Below are 15,626 nucleotides of genomic sequence, written 5' to 3' on the forward strand. Positions count from 1 at the left end.
CATTAGCCTCTCCCGTAGCGTCGGCGTTTGGAGGCTCTGCTCCAGCCGGCTGGCGGGCCGGTTCGGGGTGTTGGGCGGGGGGCAGGTGTGTTCGGGTTGGGGCGGTGGATGAGGGTGACGCCGTCGTGGTCAGTCGGGTGCCAGGCATGGTCGTGGGTGCGGAAGGTGAATCCCTGTTCGTTGTTGGTGGTGTGTGCCAGGAGGGCGCGCCCTTGGCCTGCGTACTGCTGAACCTCTTCCCAGAGAACGTCGCGGATCCGGGCTGATGGGTTGCCCACGAATACGCCGGCGGAGATTTCCAGCATCCAGCGGGTGAGGAAGCCCCGTAGTCCGGCCGGGCAGTTGGTGAGGACGATGACGGTCACCAGAGCTCGCCCCCGTAGTCCTCGGGGCCGTCGTAGTTGACGCCGGAGACGACATGACGGTCGTGGTCGCTTTGGAGTGTGACGATGTCCTGGTCGCTGCTTGGATCGGGAGAGGTGCGTGTCTGCGGCAGCAGGAGGTGTTTGATGTCGTCGACGCACCGGTTCAGCAGGGACGTCTCGTTGATGCGGTCCCGCAGTGCACGGCGGGTGCGGGAGCCGATGTCCTCCTCGTCCTGCGCGGCCATGTCGAAGGCGAGCGGGATGCCGATTTCTGTCTTGTAGAGGTCGGCGATGTCCAGGACGAAGGACAGTTCGTGGCCGGAGTGGATGAAACCGAGGGCAGGGCTGCAGCCCAGGGAGGCGACGACGGCGTGGGCGATGCCGTACATGCACTGGGCGGCGGCGGTGATGGCCTGGTTGACGGAGTCGCCGCTGTTGAAGTCACCGGGGGTGAAGCGGCGGCCTCGCCAGGGGACGCCGGTGCGGGCTGCTTCGGCGCGGTAGCAGTCCTTGACCCGTCGTCCTTCGCGGCCGAGGAGCTCATGTCGGGTGAGGCCGGCCGGGTCTTCGTCCGGGAAGCGCAGCCGGTACATAGCGCGTGCCACCGTGAGGCGGCTGCGTGGGTTGGCCCACTGCCGGGCCTGGGCTTCCATGAGGGCGGAGGAGCGGCTGAGCGCACGGCCGGAGGCGTAATAGCGCACGCCGTGTTCACCGACCCAGCACACGGCCGCGCCGGTCTCGCCGAGCACGCTCATGGCCTGGTGGGTTATGCGTGTGCCGGGGCCGAGGAGGAGGGTGCCGATGGTCGCCGACGGGATGTGGGTGGTGCCTTCCGCGTCCTGGGCGGTGATGGCGTTGGCGTCGCGGTGGACCGTGCAGCGTTCCAGATAGACGAAGGACAGGCGTTCACCGGTGCGGGTGAGCTGCCTCGGGGTGAGTGCCGTACGCCGGGAGATCGTGCTCATGGTGTCTGCCGGGCGGGCGGGGCGAGGGTGAGGAGGCCGCAGCCGTAGGCACGGGCCCGGCCGGCGCCCTGGGTGAGGGTGCGGCGCAGGGCTTCGGGGTCGGTGACCTCGAGCCGTCCTTCGAAGGTGACGGCGACAACGGTGACCGGCTTGTCCCGTGGGCCGTCAGTGTTCCGGGTCTTGTTGAAGGAGAGGGACCGTGTGTCCCGTACGGTCAGCTCGTACCGGTCGCCGGGATGAGGCCGTTTGTGGTGGGTGGTGCCTTCTGGCAGGAGTCGCCGGTCCGCGGGTTTTTCGCAGACGCGGAAGCCGAGGCGTTGTTGGCGTTCTTCGTCGAGCAGCCAGCCCATCTGGTGAACGGGCGTCAGGTGGGCGGTCAGTTTGCGGGGTTCGCCCTCCTTGCGGCGGATGGTGTGCACGGGGTTCGCGGTCAGGCGGAACGCCCAGCGGTCACCGGTGGTCAGCCGGTCCAGGAGGGGGGCGTAGGGCCGGGTTTGCCAGCCGGGGTTTTCGGCGTCGGCGACGGCGGGCCATCCGGCCTGCTCGACCAGGTGCGTCAGGTCGGGACGGTCGGGGCTGACGATGTACAGCAGGACCTCGGCGCGGGCCTGCTGGTCCAGACGCCACAGCACCCGGGGTGCGCCGGGCGCCGGGCTGTCGGAGGGCAGGATGTGCGGGAACGATGACATGACGGCCGCGTGCATGGTCTGGGGTGAGGACAGCAGGCGTCGGGCTGTGGGCCGTGCGGTGTTGACCCGGAAGCGGGAGATGTACATCAGGTGCTCTCATCCTCCAGGACGTCGAGGGCGGCGAACGGATCGTGTGTGCTGTGCGGGCTGCCGCCGCCCGCCGGGTTCGGGGTGGGTACGGCGGTGGTGACGACGGTGCGCAGTGCGTGCCGGCGGTGCGCGGTGTTGAAGCTGACCGGCTGGTCGCGCAGAACGTCTGCCGTGCCAGGGTCCTCGCCGGTGGTCGATTCCCGCAGCACGGTCAGGGTCTGCGGGGTGGGGTGGCGTTTGCGGTACCAGGGGGACGCTTGCCAGGGCAGGCTTTTCAGGACGTCCTCGAGGCGGGTGTCCTGGTGCAGGCCGAGTTCGACCGGTTCGGAGGGCGGGCACGAGCGCCGCCCGAGGTAGGGCGGGTAGGCGGGGGTGCGCAGGGCGTCGTGCAGGCCGGCGAGGAGGGTGTGGTCGCCTTCGAGGGCGGCGACGAAGACGGCGTCGGCGAGGTAGAACCGTTCGGACAGCGGCATGGACGTGCCGGTGTCGCCGTGGTGGGCGGTGTGGAAGTCCCGGATCCGGGTGCCCGGCTGGTCGATGCGGACAGCGAATCTGAGGGCCGCCAGGGCAGCGAGGCGGGCGTCGTCGCCGCGTTCGATGCCGGCCGCCGCGGCGAGCAGGCCGACGACGCCGCTCTTGGTCGGGGCCGGTTCGGTGGTGCGGCAGGTGAAACGGGAGGAGGCCCCCCAGGACTGCAGGGGGCCTGCCAGGCGGAGGGCGAGCACGCTCATGCGGGCTTCTCCAGGCGTTCCGCGACGGCCTGGCCGACGGCGGTGGCGAGTTCGCGCAGCGTGCCGGTCTCGGTGCCGAGACCGGCAAGTTTCTGCGTGGCGGGGCCGACGCGCAGGACCCAGGTGAGGGTGCTCTCGGGGTCCGCGTAGGCGCGTTCGACGTCGGACGCATAGTCGGCGAGCCGGTCGGCGGCCTCGCGCAGGTGTCCGCCGCCGTGGCTGCGGACCGGGTCCTCGAAGGCGGCGACGTAGCTGATGGGCCGGGTGGTGCGGAGCCTGACGATGACGGCGTCGGGCTCGGTGTGGTGCCCGAAGGTGTTGATCTTCCCGGTGGGCAGGGATTCCGCAAAGGCGCGCACGAACGCCTCGACGGCGCGGCGCACGGGCTCGGTGCGCGGTTCGTCCTCGCGCAGGCCCTGGCCGAGGTTGGCGGCGAGCTGGTGCACGCCGAGGGCGGCGTAGCGGTAGAGGGTCGCCGAGTTGAAGTCGACGGTGCCGATCATTCCGGCACCGGTCTCCTCGTCGGTGTTCTCGTCGTCGACGGCGGTGTAGTAGTCGGACTCGGTCTCGACCCGGTGGACGCTGAGGGCGTGTGCGACCTGGACGGCGGCGTCGACGTTGATGTCGGCGATGTCGGCGACCATCCGGCCGAACAGGGCGATGTCCACGGAGTGGCGGGTGTCCGCGAGCTCCTTGGCGCGGGCCTTGTTCTCCTTGGTCTTCAGGAATGCCGTGATGTCGGCGGCCCCGTCGAGGGCGAGGCGGGCCAGGCCGTCGAGCTGCCGGGAACTGAGGAAGACCAGGTACTTGCTCTCGGGGGCCGGGGCAGGGCTGCCGTCCTTCTTCGCCTGGTCGGCCTTCCGCTTGGGGATTTCAGTCTTGAAGCCCGCTGCCTTGACGGTCTCGTCGGCGAGTTCCAGCGCCCTCTCCCGCCCGACGGACTCGTCGAGCCCGGTGATCCGGTCGGCCAGGAGCTCCACGATCTTCTTGGTCCGCACGCCCAGCTCGGCGGGGTCGAGCAGATGCTCGTCCCCGAAGTAGGTGCGGATGGCCCGCTTCCACGCCTGGCTGGAGACACGGGCGCGGGGGACCCCGCCGTAGACGGCTGTCTTGGGCGCGCCCGTGTCGTCCCGGTTGAGGTTGCTGGGCGGGACGGTCTGCAGGGCGTGCACGTCCAGGAAGATGCGGTTCACGAGGCGTCCTTGTCGGTGTCCGGGGCGGTGTTCTCGTCGGGGGCTGGCTGGTCGCGCCGCTGCTCGTGGAAGGAGCGGCCCCAGCGGCGGCGGACGGCGGCGGGGCCGTCGGGCCACTGCCAGAGATAGAGCTGGCCGGCCAGGAGGGCGTAGTCGAGAGGGATGTCCTCACGGCGCAGCAGGGCGACGATGTCGCGCAGCCTTTGGGTGAGGGCGATGAGGTCGGGGGCGGTACCCGCGCGGACCAGCCGCTTGCGGACGGGTTCGTCGACGCCGTCGGCCGGCATCAGCCGCCGGACCGCCGCACCCAGGCCGCCCGGCCGCTCACGGCTGTGGCGGCGGTGCATAGGGGTGCCGCGGGACTGCTGGTGGAACGCCCACAGAGTGAGGGCTGCGTGCAGCGCGTTCTCGGCGCGGTTCAGCTCCTGCTCGCTCAACGGCCGCGCCCCGCCGGGTGCGTGGAACGGGCCGGTGTCGATCAGCTGCCACAGGTCGGGCGTCTCGCCCGCCTCACGGCCCGCACCGCGGCGCAGGCGGGCCAGAGCGGCGACCGCCGGTGGCCTGTCGTTGAGATATCCCTCCTGCCAGGAGCCGATGAGCGCGGCGGCAAGCTCCGCCACCCGTTGGTCGACCGGGACGGTGACGGGCGGGGATGATGCGAATGTAGTGGTCATAAACGCACCTTCGGTTCGGTCGCTGCGTGATCGGATTCCTGCAGACCGGCCGGGCCCGGCCCGAGCGGACCATCACCGGCCGAGGCGGCGGCATCGCCGCCGCTGCTCCCGGCACCCAGGGGGCCCGGGTCGCCGAGGACCCCGGCCAGTCGCCCCCGGAACCACACGTCGGCCAGGCCCGCGTTCAGCCAGCGGGTGACGCCCTTGTGGTCGGTGTCGACCCGTCCCTCCCAGGCCGTATCGCCCGCGGCGGCGATGAGACGGTCACCGAGGCGGCCCACCGCCTGCCGGACCTGCCGCTGCCATGCGTGCCGGTGCTCGAAGGGATCCGGGGCCGTGGCCATGGCGGACAGCCAGCCGCGGTACGGCTGGTCCAGCGCGTCGAACCCTTCGGCTCGGGCTGCGGCCTTCGGCCCCTCCTGCTCGGCTCCGGCCGCTCGGGCCAGGTCGGCCGCCAGGTCACCCAGAACCCGCACCGCCCAGTCGGCGTCCTCGGCCGCGGAAATGGCCTGCCGGGCATACACAGAGTCCTGCCCGTGCAGCAGGACGACCGGCATCACCAGACGGTCGTCGATCACCTCGTCGATCACGGACTGCTGGGTCCCGTAGCTGACACCCACCACCCGGGCACGGACGAGGAAGTGACGGGAAAGGTGCCCCTCGGTCACCAGGCGGGCCACCCATTCGAGGTTCCTCGGCCGCAGACGCGACGCACCACCGGCTCCCTGGCCGTCCTCCAGCCGGTCGGCGAGGAGCGCGGCGATGCCCCGCCACGCCAACCGGGCCGGATCGTGCTCCAGGGGCAGGTACACACGTGAGAGCCCCAGCTTCTTCTCCTGCACCTGGCTGCGCCGCCACGGGGTCATCGGCTCACGGCGGTGCATGTTCCTCGAAGGGAGCGGATCGCCGTACCCGAGGACGACGCCGTGGACGCCGTCCGCATCGTGGTGCAGACGCACTCGCCGGGATTGCCAGGTGTACAGGTCACGGACGCCGGTCACCGAGCGCCCGTCGGCACCCGGCCCGCAGGGTTCACGGCGCCAGGCCGGCCGGTCGCCGGGGGAGAAGTCGAGCACGTCGGTGTCCGCCGCCACCAGATTCAGCAGCAGGGTCTCACGCAGCGTTGCGCCCTCCACGAAGACACCGCCGAGACCGCCCGCCCAGCCGGTGCCGAGCGGATACACCTTGCCGCCCTTGACCCGCTCGTCACCGGCCATGCCGGTCTTGATGCCGGAGGTGTCAAAGGCGTGGACGTGCACGACCCAGCGGGCGGCCTCGGCGAACGCCAGCCGTTTGACGTCCGGCATCCGCGCGCTGAAGAACGGCTCACCGGCGGGCACGTCGGCCACGATCCGGTTGAGGGAGAACACCTCGTCCTTCGCCGTGCGAAGCCCTGCGGTCTGCAGGAAGGGGGTGACCGGGTGGAGAAGGTCGAACCGGCCCCGATGCTCCTCGAGGTACGACTGGACGGGGGAGAAGCAGTCGGGGTCCTCCCACAGCTCCGCCCACTCCTCGATGTCAGCGGGCCCGTCCAGAGCGTCGTGCACGAGGGCCAGCAGGAGACGCATCAGGGCGAACTCCTGGGTGGCCAGGTCACCCACGACACGTAGCAGCTGATCGGCCTGTTCGAAGACCTGGCCGAGCGACAGCTCGTCCTGGGAACCGTCGACCCGGAGCACGCCGATCCATGGCCGGCTCGTCAGGTCGAAGGACACCATCTCGCCCGCGCCCTCCTCGCTGCCGGTGGAGGGTGGTTCAGTCGTCTGCGTCACGGGTCACCTCAAGACCGTCACTCGGGCTGTAGCGGAGACAGAAGCCTGCCAGGTGGGTCTGACAGTCCTCGTCGAGTGCGAGGATCAGCTGGTCGGAGAGCCAAGGGCTGTCCTTGCCCTGCCACTTGGGCAGATACAGCCGCTCCAGCTCCTCGATGGCCCGGTCCATGACCTCGCCGGAGAACTGCAGGGGAAGCCGCAGTCCGCAGCTCGCGGCCGTACGGGCTGCGAACCACGCGGGCGTCGCGTCCTGCGGCAGCTCGATGCCAGCGCGCTGCCGACCGGTGCCGTCCCCTGGCAGCCACGGCAGGGTGGCGAGGCTCCCGTCACCGCGCCGCTGCACGACGACGACCTCCAGACTGTCCCGGCTGTCGCGGACCTGGGCACGCCCGGCGGGGGTGTCGTCAGTGTCCCCCACACCGGCGGCAACCCAGCCGAACAGAGGCCGCCCCGTTTTGCCGACCTTGCCCAGACGGAACACGGCGGCGCGTTCGGCCTGGTCCTCGCGGTGCCGCTCGAACTGCTCGCGCGCCTTCTTCAGCGCGTCCTGCCAGTGGTCCGGCCCGACCGTTCCCTCGCCGTAGGCGCTCTGCACGAGGGTGCTGATGTCCGTCGGGAGTTGCACCAGCCGTCGGGACCCTCCGTCGAGGTTGGGCAGGAGCACCGCAGCCGACCGCAGCAGGGCATACCTCCCGTACACGGCGACCGACCCCCGCACCGGGGCAGGCACGTCCGCTGTCCAGTCGGTTCCCGTCACCAGGCAGCGCGCGGTCCGCAGCCGCTCGGGCCGCTCGTCCTGGCCCGCACCGCGCAGGTGGCGGTGCAGGCGGCCCATGCGCTGCAGGAGCAGGTCGACCGGGCACAGGTCGCTGACCAGCAGGTCGAAGTCGACGTCCAGAGACTGCTCGGCCACCTGACTGGCCACCACGATGTGCCGGCCGGTGGGTCTGTCGTCCGTCTTCTCCGGGGGACCGAAGAGCCGCAGCAGTGCGCTGTCCTTGTCCGCACGGTCGAGGTCGACGAAGCACGAGTGGGCAACGGTCACGTTCTCGGCGCCGAACCGGTCGCGCAGCGCGCGAGCCGTCTCCAGCACCCGCTTGACTGTGTTCCTGATCACCAGGACGCACCCGCCGTCGGCCAGCTCGCTCTCCAGCCGGTTGGCGAGAACGTCCAGGCCGTCGGGGAGACGCTCCAGACACACCTGCGCCGACCGGGCCGACGCCTGCGGGCGGCGGACCAGCGGAACACCGCCCGGACAGACGGCCGTCAACAGCGGGTACGCGTCCGTCGCGGTCACGTTCAGCGCGGTCGTGTCCCCGAAGGCGACCGCTTCGGACCGGTCGGCGTACGCCTCGACGAGTTCGCGCCTGCGCGACGCCGGCAAGGTCGCGGACAACACCACCACCGGAACCCGGTACGCCCCCAGCCAGGCCAGCACCCGGTCCAGATACACGCTCATGTAGGTGTCGTAGGCATGCGCCTCATCGATGACGACGACCTTCCCGGCCACGGCAAGATGACGCAGCGCCAGATGCCTGCTCTTCAGCCCGGCGAACAGCAACTGATCAATGGTGCCCGCCACGAACGAGGCCAGCATCGCCTTCTTACGCCCGCGCAGCCACGCATGCGCCACCAGCTCCGCACCCGCCCGACGCCCCACATCCGGCTGCCGCCCGGACGCAGGCGCCGCCCCGTCCACATCGACGGCCGCGACCCGCCCCGCGCGCGCCATCAGACCGGCGAAGTCCTCATTGAGAGCCGCCTTCGAATGAGCCAGGTGCACCGAGCGGCGGGAGCCCGCCACCCCCGGCAGCCGGTCCAGCCAGTCCAGCAGGCGGGGGAACATGGCGTTGCCGGTGGCCATGGTGGGCAGGGCGAAGAAAACCCCACCCGCGCCGGAGCGCGCCGCGAAGATCTCGGCCACGGCGAGCGCCGCCTCCGTCTTGCCCTCGCCCATCGGGGCCTCGACGACCACCAGACCGGGCGTGTCCATCTCCCGGGCGAGTTCCACGGCCGCCTCCTGAACGGGGCGCACCTTCGCCCCCGCCGGCAGCCCGAACCGGGCAGTGAACAAGTCCTGAGCGACCTGAGCAGGCTCCTCGGCCTGCCAAGGCGCCGGCAGGTCCAGCCCCTGCCAGGCCGCGACAAGACGCTCCTGACCGCTGCGCGACGCGCCGTCGGGGAAGTAGGGGAAGAGGTCCGGATTGCTGGCGATCCAGTCGGAGACGATGACCAGCGCGGTCAGCAACACCTGCACCGGCTGCGGCAGTTTCACCGCCCGCCACGCGCCCAGCCGCCCGGCCACCCCGAAATGGCCTGCGCAGGCGTCGAGCAACTCGGTCTGCACCTGCCGCCAGACACCACTGCTCGCACCGGGGGTGCGCAGCAGCTCCTCGTGTCCGTAAAGGGCTTTGATCTGCCCGTGCTCGGGCGGCACACCGTGATGTCCGCCCACCACCACCGTCAACTGCCCGGTCCGGGCCGGCCCCCACCCGTGCCGCTCCTCCAGCCACTCACCCAGCAGCACCTGCCCGGCCAGGCCGTGCGGCGCGATCCGGCGGTCCGGCCCCACCGCCCTCGCCGAGCGCATCTCCAGTCCCTGGCCGCGCATGGCGTCGGCGAGTTGGTCGACCTGACAGGCGAACGCGGGGGTCGCTTTGCCGATGTCATGCACTCCGGCGAGCCACACCGCGAGCGCGCGGGCGTCCGACTCCCCCCGCGGCAACGCCTCCGCCACCAGCCGCCGCACCCCTACGGGCAGCCACTGATCCCACAACAGACCGGCAACCGCGGCACTGTCCTCCATGTGCCGCCACAACGGCAGCCACCCATCGGTGTCACGGTCATGCTTGGCCCACACCGACCGAGCCGGCCCCCCGAGCCGGCACAGCAGGCTGGCACGGGCATTCCCCCCAATGCTCATGAGGGATTGATACAGGCAAAACCCGCCCTCAGGCGCCAGAATGGCTAAACACGGTGATCCTCAAACAGGAGAGCAGACAAGCCATAGGGTGTTCCGTTCACACCCTCGTCTCGGAGACTCACAGAACCCCGAAATGTTACTGATGACCTTTTCGCCGGAATCTTTGATTCTTGCTAATAGTGCCACCGTCCAGCACTAAAGTCGCAGGTCAGGGAGTCTACTCCCCGCACCCGCGGGGATGGTCCCGGGGGAGGGGACGGGAAAGCGAAGTCGGCTCCCTACTCCCCGCACCCGCGGGGATGGTCCCGGGCCCCCCAGGTCCATGGACGGCACGTCGAACTACTCCCCGCACCCGCGGGGATGGTCCCCAGGTGCCGCGGTCGCAGTCCGTGCAGCGGGTCTACTCCCCGCACCCGCGGGGATGGTCCCGCGACCAGCAGCTTCAGCGCCGTCTCGGCGAGCTACTCCCCGCACCCGCGGGGATGGTCCCCGTCCCTGCTGACCGTCACCTGGCGCGACACCCTACTCCCCGCACCCGCGGGGATGGTCCCTGGGTGCTGCGGTCGGTCTACAGGCTGACGAACTACTCCCCGCACCCGCGGGGATGGTCCCCGATAGCTGCGAGGGCCTGGAGGCGCCTCCGGCTACTCCCCGCACCCGCGGGGATGGTCCCTTGGGGTTGATCTTCTGGAGAGTCCGTACCCACTACTCCCCGCACCCGCGGGGATGGTCCCCGGGCCAGGTAAAGCCCGGAGACCTCGTCTTCCTACTCCCCGCACCCGCGGGGATGGTCCTGAGGCACGGGGTGTCCGCCCCGGGGGGTGACGCTACTCCCCGCACCCGCGGGGATGGTCCCGGCAGCATCGCCCGGACAGTCTCCGCGCCGATCTACTCCCCGCACCCGCGGGGATGGTCCCACCGTGATGCGGGGGCGCTCCGGGGTGACCTCCTACTCCCCGCACCCGCGGGGATGGTCCCTCGCTCGCCCTGGGCGGTCTCGGCTCCGGCAACTGCTCCCCGCACCCGCGGGAATGGTCCCGGCCGCTACCCCGTCGCCGTCGACGGGAAGCCCTGCTCCCCGCACCCGCGGGGATGGTCCCGCGTCCTGGGCGAACCCTTCGGCTTCGTCGAGCTGCTCCCCGCACCCGCGGGGATGGTCCCGATGTCGTTCAGCCAGTGGTAGAAGATTTCCACTGCGACCCGCACCGTGCCGGATATCGCCCGGCGCCGGGCCGCGTCTTCGACTGCAGCCTCGCCGACCCGGCGTGTTCCGCCGAACTGTCGGCGGCCGGGGAGACAGGGGGCCACCATCGCGGGCCACACTGGGGCCGTCCCCGCAGGAGGTGAAAGTGACCGTGACCGTTGCCCACACCCACGTCGGGACTTGAACGCTGGACGACGTCCTGGCACTGCCCGAGGACAGCACGCAGCGCATTGAGCTCGTCGGAGGGCGGCTGATGATGAGCCCCGCACCCGGGCTGGCGCATCAGCGTGCCTCGCACTGGCTGCACAACCTGCTGGAGAAAGGCTGCCGAGGCCGCTGGCTCCGATGTCGAGATCTACGAGGGGATCAACGTCATCGTCCCGGACGGGCTGCTCATCCCAACCTGACTGTCGTGGACGCCGCGGCCGCCGAGGAAGCGGGGGCGACGGTCTCCGCTCCCGATGTGCTCGCGGTGGTCGAGGTCGCGTCCCCCTCGACCCGGGTCACCGACCGCAAGCTCAAGCCCGCGCTGTACGCGGCCGCCGGCATTGAGCACTACTGGCGCGTCGAGCTGGAGCCGGCCCCGCGGTTTGTGGCCGGGCGCCGCCAGGGCGGCTCGTACACCGGTCGCGAGTTCCTGGCGGGGGCCATCGCCAGGATCGAAGATCCCTTCTCGCTCGACTTCGACCCGGCAACCCTGGTCCGCAGGTAGTACAGGAGCAGTCAGCCCCTTTCCGGCGCGCCAGCAACGTGGAACTGGCAGCCCGGGCGTGGACGGATACCTAGGTGGCGAAGACCCTGGAATCGTCCCTGGTAGCCCACGGAAGAAGGCAGGCCATACACCCCGACCGGTACTTGATCTGCTGGTCGCCGAGGGTGTCGAGCAGGCCGAGCGCGAGGCGCCACTTCTCCTGGTGGACGGAGTCGTCCGGCACTCCTGCCTTGCGGCATCGATCGGCGCACTCGTGCACTCACGCGGCAGATGAAGTTCCCAGTTGAGTGGGCAGGACGCGGCGTCGGTGGCGGCATGGACACTCACCGCGACCTGGCAGTTCGCCCGTTTCCCGACCGCACCGCAGCACTGCCGGGCCGCCCCGGCCGACGCCTTGCCGCACTTGGGGAACGACACGCCGACGCACCCGCGGCGTCACGCGACGGCCCACCTCGAACGGTCCGAGGACATTACGAGCGAACTGGCGCGCAGGTCAGCTACCGGATCTCGCTGACGAATCGAGCGTACAAGGACACATCACCTAAACGACGTGACTCTGGCCACGGCCCGACCGGCAGCCCACACGCCCTTGGCGCACATGCTCAAGCATACGGCGCGCATGAACAAGGATTAATGTCCTCACCCTTGCAATACTCAACGGGCCAAAGCTGGAAGCTCTTTCGGTAACGCTTGTAACGCGGATCTCAAGAGAGACCGACAAGGAAGATCGCTGTGCGACCAATGATCCGGATCGGCCTGTTCGTTAGGGGCACACTCGGCAGTGCGGCCACGGTTATCGTCACGGCGATTATCGCCCTCGGTGCGTCCGGCTGCACCACGAACAAGACGCAGTCGAACTCCGCACAATCATTGGCGCGGCAGGGGCGGGAGTTGACGAATGCCGAAGAATTTCAATTGGATGCGGCTCTCGAAGTACTCGTCAAGAAATGTGCAAACGAGGCCGGCTTCCCGTACTGGGTGGGGCCAGTAGCCAGTGTCACGGAGCGAAAGGGGTGGGGCTACGTTCTTGACGATGTTGCCTGGGCGAAAAAACACGGATACGGCGGCCAGTTCAAGCAGCAAGCAGAAAAGCTTCGACTGAACGACCGAAATATTGCCTACGCGAACACCCTCCCGCACAAGGAGCGCATTCGGTATATCAATGTGCTTGATGGTGGCCCTTCGGGCGGCATGCTATCGACTGAACTCCCCAGCGGAGGCACCCTCCGGACGCCTCGCGAAGGCTGTCGAGCCAAGGCGAAGGGGCAGCTTTATGGAAACTTCGAGACATGGTTTCGCGTGGAGTCAATTTCCACAAACTTGAACCCTCTATATTTGCCTTACCTTGTCAGGGATGAGGATTTTATACAGGGGCTTCGAGATTGGTCATCGTGTATGCGGGAGAAGGGGTACGACTATGCCAGCCCCTCCGATATACGGACAGAACTGCCCCAGCTCACCAAAGATCTAAGCAAGGGTGAAGCGCATTCTGTCGAGGTGGAAATCGCGGTCGACGAGGCCATGTGTGCAAGGGTGACGTCCTTCGCTGAAACGGCCCGGACGCTGGAAGGTGAGTATCGCGACAAATGGACTCATCGATATCGCGAAGATACTTCCCTCTATCAGCACATGCGACTAGCGGGATTGACGCAAGCCAAGGTCATCGCAGCGGAATATCCAAATGTGCGAAACCAAGCATGATGGTGCAGGAATCCGTCTCTTCTCGATGAATCTTCCGCAGTTGCCCGGCTGCGGGATGTCAGCAACGACTACAACTGGAGTGGAACCCGTGCGAAAATTGTCCGCCGTATTTGCAACCCTCGGCCTCGCTACTGTCGGCGTGCTTGTGCCTACAGGCACTGCTCAGGCCGAGACGAACTGCGACAGCCAATACTGGCGCGCGGCCCTGGGCTACATGTATGCCTACGAGTACCTCGACTGCCATACCGCACTTGGCCTCGCGAGCGGCGACGACTCCAACTGGGGCAACGACCTCGGCGCCTTCCAGGGCGGTGACACCAACCGGGCGAGCTCGGTCTTGCACAGGGGCACCTCGGGGATGGCCGTCCAGTTCTTCAACGGCACCGGCACTGACTGGGCAGGTGGGCACAGCTGCCTCAAGAAGTCCGAGCTCTACGCCGACGACTTGAACGACAACTACTTCACCTCTGGTGTTCCGGTTGGCCAGAACATCAGCTCCCACCGTTGGGTGTGGGAAGGTGAATGCGACAGGTTCATGACCTGACCGCGACCGAGCGGACACTGCGCCCTTCAGTCTAGGGTGAGGGTGGCTGGTGCACGATAGAACAAAGCTCCTGGACGGAGAAGCTATGCCGGCCAGGAGCTATGTTTTCGTTGATCGCCGTGAGCGGGCCAGATCTGAGCGCCTCGGCGTCACCCGCACCTGGTCGGCGGGATAGAGCTCAAAGCCTGCTCTGCGGGACATCGAGATTACACAGTATGTTCCCCTCCCTGTGCGAGACGCCGGTATGCGCTGGGCGGTATGCCAAAGGCGGTGCGGAAGGCCCGACTGAAGTGGGCGGGGTCGGTGAGCCCCCAGCGCGCAGCGATGGCGTGGAGAGGGCGGTGGTTCTGAGGGTCGGCCAGGTCCTGGCGGCAGCGTTCCAGGCGGCGTTGTCGTATGTGTCCGCTGAGGGTGAGACCTTGCTCTTGAAAGAGCCGCTGTAGGTGGCGGGTGGAGGTCTGGCATGCTGCGGCGACCGTGGTGGGAGTCAGTTGGGGGTCGCTGAGATGTTGATCGATGAACGCATGCGCCCGCATGAAGAGCGTGAGCTGGCGTGATTCCGGTGACATCCCGGACTCGCAGTCGAGGAGATGTGCCAGCATGGCCGTCGCCAGATTGAGTGCTGTGTCCCCCAGCCGGTTCAAATTTCGTGGAGTGTAGCCGTCATGCTCTCTGATCAATCCGGTCAAGTATTGGGCCAGCAGACGGCCGATCCCCACCCGCCCTTGCAGAGGTACCGCCAATAGCTGGGCGATTTGGCGACCAGGAAGCGGGAGGAGTTCCTTGGGGAACTGGAGAACCACGGAATCAGCGCTGGCTCCATCAGATCTAACAGACGTATGGAAAGGACGTGAACTGTCGTACAGGACTAGATCGCCTGCGCTGAGTACCGCACTCCGCCGTTCCTGTTGAATGACCTGCCGCCCGGCTGTCACTAGGGCGATCTGATATAGCTCCGGATCGCTCTGCCTGATGAGCGCAGGGGTGCGTTGAGAGCGCAGCGCGGTGTAGGACATGGAGGAGATGTGCGCCGCTCCGAGCGACATTCCTTGCAGCCGCGCCTCGAAGGTCGCTGGCTCCAGGGGAATAATTGTCGAGGCCACCAGGGATGTTGCAGTAATCTCCCTGAATGCATCGACCCGCTCCGGTGATGGCACATCAGCACTGTTGAAGATGGTGTGCATAACCTTTGCGGCTTCTGCATTCATTAAGCTAACCTCGATTCTTCAGCGTCCGTGAGCGAATGACCGCCAGGGGCTCCGTCGTTCTAGCGGTCGGATGCAGAGTCACGGGTACTGAGAAAGCCCCAAGTTGGCGGTGTGGACCGTTGTGACGGGAAGTAGATGCACCTGCAGGACGGCTTTCCGCTGATCATAAACCCTGGCTATTCAACGGAATTGAGCGGTCTGGCGCTCTGACAGCAGAAAGGTGCCGTTGACCTGCAAGGATGTGAGTTTCTACCTCCTGTCCGCTGCAGAAAGCAAGGCACCTTTCCGGTGGTCGAGAGTACAGGGTGGGACCGTCGGCTGTAGGTGGCGGCTGACGGGAAGCGGCTGGTCGGGCATGCCGGGGCGGTGCCGCTGCGCCGGCGCGCGGAACGGACTGGGCTGGCCGGGGCGTTGGCGACAGTGCTGCCGTCCAGTCTGATGGCCGACTGGCGGGACTGGGCGGGGGTGCTGGCGCACCTGGCGGTCGCGACCGTGCTCGGGGCGGCGAACCTGTCGGAGGCCGAGCAGCTTCAACTTCACCATCGGCCGCTATTCGGGCCCGCGGCATCGGACTCGACCGCCCGCCGCACTGTTGCCGCGCCTGACGAGGCCACCCCCTGGCGCAGGAGCACGGCCAGGGCAGCCAGCTCAAAGGCCGCTCTCTGACCTTTGGTCAGTTCGTGGACCAGGGCGCTGCCCCCCATGCAGCTTGAAGATGGGTGGGAGTAGTCGATCTCGGCGAGCAACAGGAGGTAGTCAGGCTGGAGGCCCCACGGCGCTCGGGGCCCGGCGGGTGAGGTCGCCGTCGTCCAGAGTGAGTCGGCCGCAATCACAGAACCCCACGCGCTTTGCCAG

At 68.3% G+C, this 15,626-nt stretch carries 12 protein-coding genes, 1 pseudogene and 1 CRISPR repeat array; of the genes and pseudogenes, 3 read left to right on the plus strand and 10 right to left on the minus strand.

Features of this window, described 5'->3' with window-relative positions; genetic code table 11:
- Positions 1 to 2 precede the first annotated feature (2 nt).
- Genes cas2e through cas3 form a run of 8 tightly spaced genes read right to left on the minus strand, consistent with a single transcriptional unit; the run spans position 3 to position 9,285 of the window.
- Entirely contained in the window at positions 3 to 365 is a 363-nt protein-coding gene (cas2e, locus tag ACH499_RS32735; protein WP_399020473.1) for a type I-E CRISPR-associated endoribonuclease Cas2e, read from the minus strand.
- Positions 362 to 1,330 (minus strand): type I-E CRISPR-associated endonuclease Cas1e, encoded by a 969-nt coding sequence (cas1e, locus tag ACH499_RS32740; RefSeq protein ID WP_399020475.1) that lies wholly within the window; start codon positions 1,328 to 1,330, stop codon positions 362 to 364. The genes cas2e and cas1e overlap by 4 nt, the downstream gene beginning before the upstream one ends.
- The gene (cas6e, locus tag ACH499_RS32745; RefSeq protein ID WP_399020477.1) at positions 1,327 to 2,106 is read right to left on the minus strand and encodes a type I-E CRISPR-associated protein Cas6/Cse3/CasE; all 780 of its coding nucleotides are present in this window, start codon (positions 2,104 to 2,106) and stop codon (positions 1,327 to 1,329) included. The genes cas1e and cas6e overlap by 4 nt, the downstream gene beginning before the upstream one ends.
- Complete coding sequence (gene cas5e / locus ACH499_RS32750) at positions 2,106 to 2,840, minus strand: type I-E CRISPR-associated protein Cas5/CasD (protein ID WP_399020480.1); 735 nt, start codon at positions 2,838 to 2,840, stop codon at positions 2,106 to 2,108. Before cas5e ends, cas6e begins: the two co-directional genes overlap by 1 nt.
- Positions 2,837 to 4,033 (minus strand): type I-E CRISPR-associated protein Cas7/Cse4/CasC, encoded by a 1,197-nt coding sequence (gene cas7e, locus ACH499_RS32755; RefSeq protein ID WP_399020482.1) that lies wholly within the window; start codon positions 4,031 to 4,033, stop codon positions 2,837 to 2,839. Before cas7e ends, cas5e begins: the two co-directional genes overlap by 4 nt.
- Positions 4,030 to 4,707: a type I-E CRISPR-associated protein Cse2/CasB gene (gene casB, locus ACH499_RS32760; protein ID WP_399020484.1), complete on the minus strand. Its 678-nt coding sequence runs from the start codon at positions 4,705 to 4,707 to the stop codon at positions 4,030 to 4,032. The genes cas7e and casB overlap by 4 nt, the downstream gene beginning before the upstream one ends.
- Positions 4,704 to 6,479 carry a type I-E CRISPR-associated protein Cse1/CasA gene (casA, locus tag ACH499_RS32765; RefSeq protein WP_399020486.1) on the minus strand — a complete coding sequence of 592 codons (1,776 nt, stop codon included), beginning with the start codon at positions 6,477 to 6,479 and terminating at the stop codon, positions 4,704 to 4,706. Before casA ends, casB begins: the two co-directional genes overlap by 4 nt.
- Positions 6,463 to 9,285 (minus strand): CRISPR-associated helicase Cas3', encoded by a 2,823-nt coding sequence (gene cas3, locus ACH499_RS32770; RefSeq protein ID WP_399020488.1) that lies wholly within the window; start codon positions 9,283 to 9,285, stop codon positions 6,463 to 6,465. Before cas3 ends, casA begins: the two co-directional genes overlap by 17 nt.
- A gap of 334 nt (positions 9,286 to 9,619) precedes the next feature.
- Positions 9,620 to 10,563: direct repeats of the CRISPR family, unit length 29 nt; unit sequence CTACTCCCCGCACCCGCGGGGATGGTCCC.
- A gap of 242 nt (positions 10,564 to 10,805) precedes the next feature.
- On the opposite strand from cas3, the gene ACH499_RS32775 reads away from it, so the two are divergent.
- On the plus strand, positions 10,806 to 11,318 hold the full coding sequence (locus ACH499_RS32775; protein ID WP_399020578.1) for a Uma2 family endonuclease: 513 nt from the start codon (positions 10,806 to 10,808) through the stop codon (positions 11,316 to 11,318).
- Positions 11,319 to 11,460: 142 nt separating this feature from the next.
- On the opposite strand, the pseudogene ACH499_RS32780 reads toward ACH499_RS32775, so the two are convergent.
- Positions 11,461 to 11,735: pseudogene (locus ACH499_RS32780) on the minus strand (transposase); the annotation flags it as partial.
- Between the two features lie 315 nt (positions 11,736 to 12,050).
- Here ACH499_RS32780 and ACH499_RS32785 point away from each other — a divergent pair.
- Entirely contained in the window at positions 12,051 to 13,019 is a 969-nt protein-coding gene (locus ACH499_RS32785; protein WP_399020490.1) for a hypothetical protein, read from the plus strand.
- Positions 13,000 to 13,563, plus strand: a complete 564-nt coding sequence (locus ACH499_RS32790; RefSeq protein ID WP_399020492.1) for a hypothetical protein — start codon at positions 13,000 to 13,002, stop codon at positions 13,561 to 13,563. The genes ACH499_RS32785 and ACH499_RS32790 overlap by 20 nt, the downstream gene beginning before the upstream one ends.
- A 206-nt stretch (positions 13,564 to 13,769) precedes the next feature.
- Here ACH499_RS32790 and ACH499_RS32795 read toward each other — a convergent pair whose 3' ends face one another.
- A complete protein-coding gene (locus tag ACH499_RS32795; RefSeq protein ID WP_399020494.1) occupies positions 13,770 to 14,771 on the minus strand; it encodes a helix-turn-helix domain-containing protein in 1,002 nt (333 codons plus the stop codon).
- Between the last annotated feature and the right edge of the window lie 855 nt (positions 14,772 to 15,626).

The organism is Streptomyces sp. NPDC018947 (assembly GCF_044390505.1).
GTDB lineage: Bacteria > Actinomycetota > Actinomycetes > Streptomycetales > Streptomycetaceae > Streptomyces.